Annotated in this window: 10 protein-coding genes and 1 other annotated feature; all 10 genes read left to right on the forward strand. The window is 38.7% G+C overall.

Annotated elements, in window-relative coordinates; all coding sequences use genetic code 11:
- Positions 1–129 precede the first annotated feature (129 nt).
- The 10 genes from ACFPYN_RS10205 to mltG all read left to right on the forward strand — a co-directional run bounded on the left by ACFPYN_RS10205 (position 130) and on the right by mltG (position 12331).
- Positions 130–1272, forward strand: a complete 1143-nt coding sequence (locus ACFPYN_RS10205; protein ID WP_377733963.1) for a cysteine desulfurase family protein — start codon at positions 130–132, stop codon at positions 1270–1272.
- Between the two features lie 262 nt (positions 1273–1534).
- Positions 1535–2656 carry a tRNA 2-thiouridine(34) synthase MnmA gene (gene mnmA, locus ACFPYN_RS10210; RefSeq protein ID WP_377734573.1) on the forward strand — a complete coding sequence of 374 codons (1122 nt, stop codon included), beginning with the start codon at positions 1535–1537 and terminating at the stop codon, positions 2654–2656.
- Positions 2657–2674: 18 nt separating this feature from the next.
- Positions 2675–3331, forward strand: coding sequence for a tetratricopeptide repeat protein (locus ACFPYN_RS10215; RefSeq protein WP_377733964.1), 657 nt, complete (start codon positions 2675–2677; stop codon positions 3329–3331).
- A gap of 21 nt (positions 3332–3352) precedes the next feature.
- Positions 3353–5776, forward strand: a complete 2424-nt coding sequence (recD2, locus tag ACFPYN_RS10220) for an SF1B family DNA helicase RecD2 (protein ID WP_377733965.1) — start codon at positions 3353–3355, stop codon at positions 5774–5776.
- Between the two features lie 565 nt (positions 5777–6341).
- Positions 6342–6998, forward strand: coding sequence for an HAD family hydrolase (locus ACFPYN_RS10225; RefSeq protein ID WP_377733966.1), 657 nt, complete (start codon positions 6342–6344; stop codon positions 6996–6998).
- 95 nt (positions 6999–7093) lie between these two features.
- Positions 7094–7303 (forward strand) — a binding site (T-box leader).
- A gap of 60 nt (positions 7304–7363) precedes the next feature.
- Positions 7364–9991: an alanine--tRNA ligase gene (gene alaS / locus ACFPYN_RS10230; protein WP_377733967.1), complete on the forward strand. Its 2628-nt coding sequence runs from the start codon at positions 7364–7366 to the stop codon at positions 9989–9991.
- Between the two features lie 90 nt (positions 9992–10081).
- Complete coding sequence (locus ACFPYN_RS10235) at positions 10082–10348, forward strand: IreB family regulatory phosphoprotein (RefSeq protein ID WP_377733968.1); 267 nt, start codon at positions 10082–10084, stop codon at positions 10346–10348.
- Between the two features lie 3 nt (positions 10349–10351).
- Positions 10352–10777 carry a Holliday junction resolvase RuvX gene (gene ruvX / locus ACFPYN_RS10240; RefSeq protein WP_377733969.1) on the forward strand — a complete coding sequence of 142 codons (426 nt, stop codon included), beginning with the start codon at positions 10352–10354 and terminating at the stop codon, positions 10775–10777.
- A gap of 6 nt (positions 10778–10783) precedes the next feature.
- The gene (locus ACFPYN_RS10245; RefSeq protein ID WP_377733971.1) at positions 10784–11113 is read left to right on the forward strand and encodes a DUF1292 domain-containing protein; all 330 of its coding nucleotides are present in this window, start codon (positions 10784–10786) and stop codon (positions 11111–11113) included.
- A 99-nt stretch (positions 11114–11212) separates the two neighbouring features.
- Positions 11213–12331 carry an endolytic transglycosylase MltG gene (mltG, locus tag ACFPYN_RS10250; protein ID WP_377733972.1) on the forward strand — a complete coding sequence of 373 codons (1119 nt, stop codon included), beginning with the start codon at positions 11213–11215 and terminating at the stop codon, positions 12329–12331.
- Positions 12332–12395 lie beyond the last annotated feature (64 nt).

Genomic DNA, 12395 nt, shown 5'->3' on the forward strand with positions numbered 1-12395 from the left:
GCGAAAAACGGAACGCTGTTAATGATAATAACATGCAGCTGAGGGACACTAACATCCTATTTCTACGGTAACATTTCGCAAAATTAATGGTTGCTGGACTTTTGAACTATCTTTATAAAGGGGTACGACATGAATAGAATCTATTTAGACCACGCAGCCACTTCACCCGTACATCCACAAGTCATTAACAAATTGATCGAAACGATGGAGCACACGTATGGCAATCCATCAAGCATTCATGCGACTGGACGTGAAGCGCGAAAACAGTTAGATGTGGCGCGTGAACGTTTAGCTAAAAGCATTGGTGCTAAAGATCAAGATATTATTGTGACAAGTGGCGGGACGGAAGCAGATAACTTAGCAATTTTTGGTACAGCGTTTGCTAGAAAAAAAGAAGGCTCCCATATTATCACTTCTCAAATCGAGCATCATGCAGTTCTTACAGCATGTGAAAAGCTTGAGAAAGATGGCTATGAAGTTACGTATTTACCTGTTAACGAGCAGGGAAGAGTATCTGTCGAAGCTGTTAAACAGGCACTCCGCGACGATACGATTTTAGTGACAATTATGCTAGGAAATAACGAAGTGGGAACAATTCAACCGATTCAAGAAATTGGTGAATTATTAAAAGAGCACAAGGCAACTTTCCATACAGATGCTGTTCAAGCATACGGATTATTGCAAATATCAGTCGACGAATTACAAGTCGATCTTTTATCCGTTTCTTCGCATAAAATCAACGGACCTAAAGGGATTGGCTACTTATACCAACGCAAAGGCACGAAATTGTCACCGCAATTTTGGGGTGGTCAGCAAGAGCGAAAACGTCGTGCTGGAACTGAAAATGTTCCGGGTATTTTGGCATTCGCTGAAGCTGTTTCTATCGCACAACAAACGATAGAAGAAAAACGCGATTTGTATAGTCAATTTAAAAAAGAGATGGTTTCAATTTGGGAACAATTTGAAATTGATTTCAAAATAAATGGTGAAATACAGTTTACACTTCCGCATATCGTGAATGTGAGCTTTGCAGGGACCGACGTTGAATCGCTACTCGTTAATTTAGATATGGCGGGAATTAGTGTTTCAAGTGGTTCAGCATGTACAGCAGGCTCAATCAATCCGTCTCACGTATTAGTTGCCATGTATGGTGAAAACGCAAGTGAACTTCGCAATTCAATTCGCTTTAGCTTCGGTTATGGAGTAACGGTTGAAGAAGTAAAAGAAGCAGCGACTTTAACAGCTAATGTAGTTAAACGACTTGTAAAATAGTAATGAACGTTCAAAAGTCCGCTTAAAATTGTAAGTCGAATGTCTTCGTTGGCTTGCTTCTCTGTTCCTTACGATAAAGTACGAGAGGAACTCCTGCAAAAAACGCTGACTTCCAATAAGCAATGTCTTCTATGACGAGTAACCGCAGGAGCTCATGCTGAAGTCAGCACAACCTGTGCAAGCAAAGTACTCGGAGGCATCGGCCACTAGACCTTTTTATGCTCCTTTTGAACAAACAATTAAAATAGAAAAGGTGAGAATCATGGAACAATTAAAAGATCCTGCAAATACACGTGTCGTAGTTGGCATGTCAGGTGGCGTTGATTCGTCCGTTGCAGCTTATTTATTAAAACAACAGGGCTATGATGTAATCGGAATCTTTATGAAAAACTGGGATGACACTGATGAAAACGGTGTGTGTACAGCTACCGAAGATTATGACGATGTCATTAAAGTATGTAACCAAATAGGTATACCCTATTACTCAGTAAACTTCGAAAAACAATACTGGGATAAAGTATTCTCTTACTTCTTAGAAGAGTATAAAGCCGGTAGAACACCAAATCCTGATGTGATGTGTAATAAAGAAATTAAGTTTAAAGCTTTCTTAGAGCACGCGGTGAGTTTAGGTGCTGATTATTTAGCAACTGGTCATTACGCACAAGTAAAAGAAGTAGATGGGGAAACTCGACTTCTTCGTGGACTTGATAACAACAAAGATCAAACGTACTTTTTAAATCAATTATCCCAAGATCAATTATCAAAAGTCATGTTCCCAATTGGTCATATGGAAAAGAAACTTGTACGTGAAATTGCAGCAGAAGCAGGACTTGCGACGGCGACTAAAAAAGATTCTACGGGTATCTGCTTTATCGGCGAACGCAATTTCAAAGAGTTCTTAAGCCAATATTTGCCAGCTCAACCTGGTGAAATGGTGACGATGGATGGTGTGAATATGGGCCGTCATGACGGATTAATGTATTACACTATCGGTCAACGTCAAGGTTTAGGCATTGGTGGAGCAGGAGATCCTTGGTTTGTTCTTGGTAAGAACCTTGCAAAAAACGAATTGCTTGTTGGACAAAACATACACCATGAAGCATTATTTTCTGATCAATTAACGGCAGTAAATATGAGTTTTACAACAACTGAACCTAAAAATAATACATTCTCTTGTACAGCTAAATTTAGATACCGTCAAGAAGACGTTAAAGTAGAAGTTGAGTTAACACCTGATAACGGAGCCATTATTACATTTGCTGAACCAGTACGAGCTATTACACCTGGTCAAGCCGTTGTATTATATGATGGGGATGTTTGTTTAGGTGGCGGTACAATCGATGAAGTAATGAAACACGGGAAAAAATTAACTTATGTTGGTTAATTAACAAGGAGTGAGACGATGAATGAACTAGAACTTGGCATTGCGGCCATTCAAAATAAGGATTATGAACAAGCAGTCGTACATTTTAATAATTCCATTGAAGAAGAGCCTAATAATCCTTTAGGCTATATTAACTTTGGTAATTTATTAGCTCGAATGAATGAAACAGAACGTGCAGAGCGCTTTTTCCAAAAAGCGATTACACTTGACCCTACTGCAGCTACAGCGTTTTATGGACTTGCCAATTTGTATTATGAACAAGAACGATACGAAGAGGCAGCAAAGCTTTATGAAAAAGCGATTAAATTTGGCATCCAAGGTGCAGATGCCTACTTTATGTTAGGGAAATGTTTTGAACGGTTAGAGAGTCCGAAACTTGCACTGCCATATTTACAGCGTGCAGCTGAACTGGATCCAAGTGATGTTCAAATTCGCTTATCTTATGGAATTGGACTAGCGGCTTTAGAAATGTTCAAAGAAGCAGAACCTGAATTTATGTATGTGATTCTTGAAGACTTAAACAATGCAGATGCACATTATAATTTAGGTGTGTTGTATGCGGTGTCTACAGATCGCACAGATGATGCGTTGTATCATTTGAAACAAGCGTACACATTGCAACCAAAATTCGATCAGGCCAGATATGTGCACGATATGATTGCATTACGAAAATAACTATTCTAGGAGGCGACAGATTTGCCAAATCAAATCGATTTATTTCAAAAAGAAGCATTGTTTATTAAAGGCAAACCTGTCGTCACTATTTTTCACAACTCCACTAACTTATTCTCCATTGTCAAACTTAAAATTGACGAAACAAATTCAACCTATGAAGACAAAGAAATAATTGTATCAGGTTATTTCCCCCAATTAATGAACGAAGAGGCCTATCGTTTTACCGGACAAATAAAGCAACATCCTAAATATGGAACACAGTTTCAAGTTGAAACGTTTGCAAAAGATGTTCCTGAAACAGAACAAGGGATTATCCATTATTTATCGAGTGATTTATTCCATGGAATTGGTCGTAAAACGGCTGAAACTATTGTGAAAAAGCTAGGTAAAGATGCGATTCGACTTATTTTAGATGACCCTGAAGCACTTGATGCAGTACCTCGGCTGGCAAAAGAAAAAAAAGAGACGATCCGCTATACACTTGAACAGAATCTTGGCTTAGAGCGTGTCATGATTCAATTGAATGGATGGGGTTTCGGACCTCAGCTTGCTATGCGTATATACCAAACCTACCGAGAAGAAACGATAGATGTGTTAATGAAAAACCCATTCCGTCTAATTGAAGACGTCGAAGGCATTGGATTTCATCGTGCCGACGAACTAGGCTCTAAATTAGGACTAACGGGAAAACATCCTGATCGAATAAAAGCTGCTGTTTTCCATTTGTTAAATGCAGCTTCTCTTAGTGACGGGCATGTCTATTTACATGCAGAACATATTTTGCCGAACGTCAAACAATTGCTTGAGTCTAGTCAATTTGAAGAAGTCCCTTTTGAAGCGATTTCAAACGCGTGTATGGAATTAGTCGAAGAAGGTAAATTGGCGGGTGAAATGTCTCGTTTCTACTTGCCATCTTTGTATTATTCGGAAGTAGGGATTGCGTCAAAACTTGAAACTTTGCTATCCGAACAACAAGAAAGAACGGGTTTTCCAACGTCTGAAATAAGAAAAGCGTTGGGTGATGCAGAAGAACGTCTTGGGGTTACCTATGCAGAAACGCAAATAGCTGCTATTGAACTTGGGATGAATGCATCTGTCATGTTATTAACAGGTGGACCAGGTACAGGGAAAACGACGGTTGTTCGTGGACTTGTCGAAGTTTATGCGGAATTGCACGGCTTAACGCTTGATCCAAAAGACTATGCAAAAAAACAAGAACCTTTCCCAATTATATTAGCAGCACCAACGGGTCGTGCCGCCAAACGGTTAAATGAATCGACAGGTCTTCCATCCATGACGATCCACCGTTTACTAGGCTTTACTGGGCATGAAAAGGAAGAAGAAACTGAACGCGATATTAAAGGCAAACTGATTATCATTGATGAAATGTCAATGGTCGATACTTGGCTAGCACATCAACTTCTAAAAGCGATTCCTGAAGGTGCTCAAGTTATTTTTGTTGGAGACCAAGATCAATTACCACCGGTTGGGCCAGGTCAAGTTTTAAAGGATTTACTCGCTTCAAAACGCATTCCGACAGTAGAACTGACGGATATTTACCGACAATCTGCAGGCTCGTCAATTATTGAACTAGCTCATCAAATGAAAAAAGGTCAGTTGCCACCTAATATTACAGCTAAAACGGCTGATCGATCTTTTATTCAAGCAGGACCGGAGCAAATTTCGAAAGTCGTTGAACAAGTCATTAAAAGTGCTTTAGCCAAAGGTCACACCATTAAAGAATTGCAAGTACTGGCACCGATGTATAAAGGTCCGGCTGGTATTGATGCGTTAAATAAAATGATTCAACAAATGGTCAATCCAAATGATACAAAGAAACGCAAAGAATTAGTGTTTGGGGAAACTATTTATCGTATTGGGGATAAAGTATTACAGCTTGTAAATCAACCGGAGAGCCAAGTGTATAACGGCGATATGGGTGAAGTAATCAGCATTTCCAAAGCGACTGAAAATATTGAAAAACAAGACATGATGATTGTTTCCTTCGAAGGTATCGAAGTGACCTATCAGCGAAATGATCTTGGGCAATTAACTCTTGCCTATTGTTGCTCGATTCATAAATCTCAGGGAAGTGAGTTCCCTATAGTGATCATGCCAGTCGTGCGAAGTTATATGAAAATGCTTCGCCGTAATTTGTTGTACACAGGGATTACCCGTGCGAAGAATTTCTTGATTCTGTGCGGAGACGCAGATGTGTTTAAATTTGGTATCGAACGCACTGATGATTTAGCTCGATTAACCTCACTAAAAGAACGATTAAGTGAAGAAATCGTGCCTGTCACAGAACCGATTATCGAAGATGAAGATTCGAATGAAACAGAAGGACCAGTGTCATTGACTGCAACTAATCATTTGAAGATTCACCCCTTGGTCGGCATGAATGGAACAACGCCATATGATTTTTTAGAAGCAAAGGCTGAATGACGATAACAAGAACGAAAACATTTATAGTTGCAAGGAATCAGCGACACTCCCGCGGAAAATCGGGCTAGAAAGTCCTCGCAGAGAGGAGACTTTCCGGTCCATAAGCTGCACTGGAGTTGATTTCTTGTAAATTATTATTTTTCCAAGTACTCAACTTTCGCAAATCGAAAATATACTTTTCCTACGTAAAATTGAATTAGAGAATTGACGAAAGAAGAAATGTTTTTATCGTTCATCTACATAGAATCACAAAGATAAAGAGATTCTGTTTGCTTTGGGCTTTAGTCCAATGCACCATTGGACTAAAAAAGGGAAAGACCCTGTTTAATTACTATTTACTTATTGTGTAGATATGTAGTAAAACAGCTTAGTCTCCAGCGGAAAGCGTAGCAGTAAACTGCACAACCATAGACCCAATACCGATAAAAAAGAGCGAAGAGAGAGTCGCATTTTCTAGTAGTCAAATGGGATATTAGTTTATGGATCAGCCGATAGTTCTCAAAGGTTGGAGAGTGTTTTTTTCTATGCAAAAATTGATAAACTATACTTTCAAAAGAGGTGCAGCATGATAAAAGCAGTTATTTTCGATTTTGATGGACTGATTATTGATACAGAAACAGTGTGGTATGAAGCTTATAAGGATGCATTATTACAACATGAAATGAACTTGACGATTGAACAATTTGCATTAGTCATTGGCACGGATGATACAGTATTAGATACATATATTTTGTCCAATATAAAAGAATCTTCAACGATTTCTGAAATCAAAAAGTTGGCAACAAAACTATTCCACGAAAAGATTGGGCAGCCTATTTTAAGAGATGGTGTGAAAGATTATTTGCTTGCAGCTAAAGAAGCGGGGCTAAAAATAGGATTGGCTTCCAGTTCAAAAAGGAATTGGGTAGAAAAGTTTTTGACGCAACTTCACATAATCCACTATTTTGAAGTAATCAAAACAAGCGATGATGTAACATCTGTAAAGCCAAACCCCGAACTGTATATACAAGCCATAAAAGCATTAGGTGTGAGACCAGATGAAGCGGTTGCTTTTGAAGACTCATTGAACGGTTTAAAAGCAGCACGAGCAGCAGGCTTGAAATGTGTGATCTTTCCTAACCCGGTAACCACTAATTTAGCTTTTGAAGATCACAGTCTGAGGTTGTCTTCTATGGCAGAAAGACCATTGGAATTTATCCTAAAAGAGTTAAGTGGAACATAGGACATAAGTTTTGGTGGATTAACGAAGGAAAATGGAGTATTTTCAAAAGAGAATTGACACACAGGCAATTATTTTTTATACTTCTAAACAAATGAATGAAAACGTTGATGGAGAAAGTACATTTTTGAAGCTTGCACAAGAAAAAGGTTCCTTGGCTGAAAGAACCTTCAAGTTTATGGATGGAAAGCTACTCCTGAGTGCAGCTAATCACTGTCGTAAGCCGCGTTAAGGCATAATCGAGAGACAGCAGAGAACTTTCTGCTGTAACTAGGGTGGTACCGCGAATTGAAGCCTTCGTCCCTTTTTTAGGGATTGAGGGCTTTTTCTATGCGCTTTACGCTTTTCTAACTTAAGGAGGAATATTGATGAAAACTGCAGCACAAATTCGACGAATGTATTTAGATTTCTTTATTGAAAAAGGACATGCACTAGAACCGAGTGCGCCACTAGTACCAATTAACGATAATTCACTACTGTGGATTAATAGTGGTGTCGCAACCTTAAAAAAATATTTTGATGGTCGTGTGATTCCTGAGAACCCACGCATAACGAATGCTCAAAAATCTATTCGTACAAACGACATTGAAAATGTAGGGAAAACTGCTCGTCACCATACTTTCTTTGAGATGTTAGGAAACTTTTCGATTGGCGAATACTTCAAAAAAGAAGCCATTCACTGGGCGTGGGAATTTTTAACCGACAAAAAATGGATGGGCTTTGACCCAGAACTTTTATCAATTACCATCCATCCAGAAGATGAAGAAGCGTATGCAATTTGGCGTGATGAAATAGGGATTCCTGAAGAACGCATTATTCGTTTAGAAGGAAATTTCTGGGACATCGGTGAAGGTCCAAGTGGTCCAAACTCGGAAATATTTTATGACCGAGGCGAGAGTTATGGCAATGACATAACGGATCCTGAAATGTATGCAGGTGGAGAAAATGATCGCTATTTAGAAATTTGGAACTTAGTTTTCTCGGAATTCAACCACAATCCTGATCACACATATACGCCACTTCCTAAGCAAAATATTGATACGGGAATGGGTCTTGAACGTATGGCATGTGTCGTACAAAATGTACCTACTAACTTTGATACGGATTTATTTATGCCGATTATCAACAAAACACAAGAAGTCGCAGGTAAAGAATACGGTAACGGTGGTGAGGATGATCTCGCGTTTAAAATTATTGCAGATCACACACGTACAGTTGCTTTTGCTATAGGAGACGGTGCACTCCCTTCTAATGAAGGACGGGGCTATGTGTTGCGTAGATTATTACGTCGTGCTGTCCGTTTTGGTAAAAACTTAGGTATTGACCGTCCATTTATGTACATGTTAGTGCCAATTATTGGAGAAATAATGAATGACTTTTATCCGGAAGTCTCTGCTAAAAAAGATTTCATTATGCGTGTTATTAAAAATGAAGAAGAGCGTTTCCATGAAACCTTACAAGATGGACTTGGTATTTTATCGAACGTCATTTCTACGCAACAAGCTGCAGGCTTAACTGTTATTCCAGGTAGTGACGCGTTCCGTTTATACGATACGTATGGTTTCCCTGTTGAGTTAACTGAAGAATATGCTGAAGAAGTGGGCATGACAGTTGACCATGAAGGATTTAAAGCTTCTCTTGAAGCTCAACGTACCCGTGCTAGATCTGCACGTAAAGATGTAGATTCCATGCAAGTACAATCTGAAGTATTAGGTAATATTAAAGAAACAAGTACATTTATTGGCTACGATACTGTCGTTGCAACTGCTAAAATTTTAGTTATCGTAAAAGACGGAGAACTTGTTGAACAAGCTCAAGAAGGCGATGAAGTTAAAGTTGTACTAGATCACACACCTTTCTATGCTGAAAGTGGTGGTCAAATTGCCGATCACGGTCGCATTGAAAATGATTTGTTCAAAGGCTTTGTCAAAGATGTTCAAAAAGCGCCAAATGGTCAAAATCTTCATACCATGATAATTGACTCTGGCGAATTGACGACAGGTGCTGAAGTTACGGCAAATGTGGATCAAACATTACGCAAGTCAACGGTTAAAAATCATACAGCTACACATTTATTGCATCAAGCATTAAAAGATGTGTTAGGAACTCACGTAAACCAAGCGGGTTCATATGTTGGTCCAGATCGCTTGCGTTTTGACTTCTCTCATTTTGGGCAAGTGACGAAAGAAGAGCTTGTGACAATTGAGAGACAAGTAAATGAGAAGATATGGGAAGATATTCAAGTAGTTACTGGCTTCCACGGGATTGATGAAGCAAAACAAATGGGCGCGATGGCACTATTTGGTGAAAAGTATGGAAAAATTGTTCGTGTGGTTTCTATCAATCAATATTCACTTGAATTATGTGGAGGATGTCACGTGACGAACACTTCACAAATTGGTTTCTTTAAACTTGTAAGTGAAAGTGGGATTGGCGCTGGTACTCGTCGAATTGAAGCTGTAACTGGTAAAGCAGCATATCAACTCGTAAAAGAGGAAGAGAGTGTCTTAGAAGAGGCTTCAGCTACTTTAAAAGCTAATCCAAAAGAATTAGTTTCTCGCGTTCAAGGATTGCAACAAGAACTTCGTCAAGTCCAACGTGAAAATGAATCATTATCAGCTAAAATTGCCAATAGCCAAGCGTCTTCAATTTTAGAGCAAGCACAACAAATAGATGGTGTTACTGTTTTATCAGCACGCGTTCAAGTGAAAGATAATAATCAACTTCGTCAAATGATGGATGATTTAAAATCTAAGATGAGCGAAGCTGTTATCGTTTTAGGTGCATCTGAAGGTGAAAAAGTCATGTTAATTGCTGGCGTTACAAATGATTTAACTGGCGGGAAATATCATGCAGGAAATATTGTGAAGCATGTAGCAGAACAGTGTGATGGCAAAGGTGGAGGACGTCCAGATATGGCGATGGCTGGAGCGAAAGATTCGTCGAAACTTGAACCTGCACTACAATCTGTGTATGATTATGTCAAATCCGTTTAATAAATAGTTGAAATCGGTTATACTTAACGAGTATTAGAAATATGCTTGTACAAGACAATTAGATTTAACTCCGAAAGCGAGGTGCTGATCATGAATTCATTTGATAAAACGATGAAGTTTAATTTTCCGGAAGAGTCTATGGAGCAAGAAGTGAAGCAAGTCATGCTTACTGTCCATTCGGCGCTTGAAGAGAAAGGGTACAACCCAATCAATCAAATAGTCGGTTACTTACTCTCGGGTGATCCGGCATATATTCCTCGCCATCAGGATGCACGTAATTTAATTCGTAAGTTAGAGCGTGATGAAATCCTAGAAGAACTTGTTAAGTTTTACATTAAGAAGAATAACGAGGCATAAGCTATGAGAGTAATGGGATTAGATGTTGGCAGCAAAACAGTTGGCGTCGCGATTAGTGATGCTTTCGGTTGGACAGCCCAAGGGATTGAAACGATCAAAATTGATGAAGCAAACGAAATATTTGGCATCGAAAGAATTGCTGAATTAATGAAATTGCATGAAGTATCATCATTTGTGGTTGGATATCCAAAGAATATGAACAACTCGATTGGGCCACGTGCTGAAGCATCAGAACGCTTTGCAGAATTATTACGTCAAACATTTGAAAAACCTGTATTTTTATGGGACGAACGTTTAACTACATCTGCTGCAGAAAAAATGCTTATTAGTGCGGACGTCAGTCGAAAAAAACGCAAACAAGTCATCGATAAGATGGCGGCAATGATGATTTTACAAGGCTATTTAGATAGTCAATCTATTAAGAGGTGATTGAACATGGACCACGGACAACAAAACATTACAGTAGTAGACGATAACGGTACAGAACAACTTTGCGAGATCCTATTTACATTTGAATCAGAAGAATTCAGCAAATCTTATGTACTTTATTATCCAATAGGTGCTGAAGAAGATGAAAACGAAGAAATTGAAATTCATGCTTCTGCATTTACACCATCTGAAGACGGTAAAGACGGCGAACTTATGCCAATCGAAAATGATGATGAGTGGGCAATGATCGAAGAAATGTTAAACACTTTCTTAGAAGAAGAAGATGAAGAAGGCGAAGAAGAAGAAGAAGTAGAAGAAGAAGAAGAAGAAAAATAATCTTCACTTTAAATAAGGCGGAATGATGACAAATCATTCCGCCTTTTTCTTTTGAGTAAAAATCTTGTATAATAAATGTCAGATAGAGGGGGGTAACCCGTGGAAAAAGAATCAAAAAAAGACATTATGTTTAATCGTATGAAAGAAAAGAAAAAAGAGGTAAAAATTGTAAGGCGTATCGTTCTCGCAATTGTACTAATTGTATTAATCGGTGGAGGCATTGCCGGATACAGTGGATACAAATATGTAACTAGCGCTTTGCAACCACTCGACAAAAATTCGGAAGAGACTATTCCTGTAAATGTCGAAATTGGTTCGAATCTCGATTCGATTGCAGCGTTACTCGAAAAAAATAAGATCATTAAAGATGCTCGCGTCTTCAAGTATTATGCGAAGTTTAATAATGAATCTGATTTCCAAGCGGGAGAATACGCCTTATCTAAATCTATGACACTTGATGAGTTAATTAAGAGTTTGAAAACCGGTAAAGTCTACCGAGAACCAGTGTTTAGCATGACCATTCCTGAGGGGAGAACTCTTGAAGAAATAGCTGTGCGAGTGGAAGAGAAAACATCGTATAGTGCTAAAGAGTTCATGGATCTAGTGTCAAATCCGGAATTTATAGATCAAATGATTGCAAAATATCCAACTCTTTTAACTGAAGAGATTAAAGGAGAAAACTTGCGTCATGACTTAGAAGGATACCTATTCCCAGCAACATATGCCTATTATGAAGAGAAACCTTCATTGGAATCTATTGTCGATGAAATGTTGAAAGCAACTTCTAAAGCGATTACACCTTACACAGAAGTGCTTGCAGAGAAAGAAAAATCAGTCCATTGGCTATTAACCTTCGCTTCATTACTGGAAGAAGAAGCGACTGCCAATACTGATCGAGAAACCATAGCAAGTGTCTTTAATAATCGAATGAAAACGGACATGCCTTTGCAAACAGATCCGACTGTACTTTATGCACTGGGTGAACATAAGGATCGCGTATTGTATGATGACTTAGAAATTGATCATCCATACAATACCTACAAAATCCAAGGGCTGCCACCAGGTCCTATTTCGAATCCAGGTACTGTATCAATCGAAGCGGTGTTAAATCCTTCAGAGACTAATTACTTTTACTTCTTAGCGGACAAAGAGAAGAAAAACCATTTTTCTAAAACGTATGATGAACATTTAGCGAAAATTGAAGAGTATTTACGATAATCTTGACAAGGTTGTCACAACCAGAAGGAAAGCCTATCGCTTTCCTTCTTTTTTTATGCTAAGA

The organism is Paenisporosarcina macmurdoensis, assembly GCF_042658845.1.
GTDB classification, from domain to species: domain Bacteria; phylum Bacillota; class Bacilli; order Bacillales_A; family Planococcaceae; genus Paenisporosarcina; species Paenisporosarcina macmurdoensis.

Excerpts from the sequence above, each read along its gene's own strand:
- ACFPYN_RS10235 (WP_377733968.1), top strand. The coding sequence starts at position 10,082 with ATGAATTCATTTGATAAAACGATGAAGTTTAATTTTCCGGAAGAGTCT.
- mnmA (WP_377734573.1), top strand. The coding sequence starts at position 1,535 with ATGGAACAATTAAAAGATCCTGCAAATACACGTGTCGTAGTTGGCATG.
- ruvX (WP_377733969.1), top strand. The coding sequence starts at position 10,352 with ATGAGAGTAATGGGATTAGATGTTGGCAGCAAAACAGTTGGCGTCGCG.
- ACFPYN_RS10215 (WP_377733964.1), top strand. The coding sequence starts at position 2,675 with ATGAATGAACTAGAACTTGGCATTGCGGCCATTCAAAATAAGGATTAT.
- alaS (WP_377733967.1), top strand. The coding sequence starts at position 7,364 with ATGAAAACTGCAGCACAAATTCGACGAATGTATTTAGATTTCTTTATT.
- ACFPYN_RS10205 (WP_377733963.1), top strand. The coding sequence starts at position 130 with ATGAATAGAATCTATTTAGACCACGCAGCCACTTCACCCGTACATCCA.
- ACFPYN_RS10245 (WP_377733971.1), top strand. The coding sequence starts at position 10,784 with ATGGACCACGGACAACAAAACATTACAGTAGTAGACGATAACGGTACA.
- ACFPYN_RS10225 (WP_377733966.1), top strand. The coding sequence starts at position 6,342 with ATGATAAAAGCAGTTATTTTCGATTTTGATGGACTGATTATTGATACA.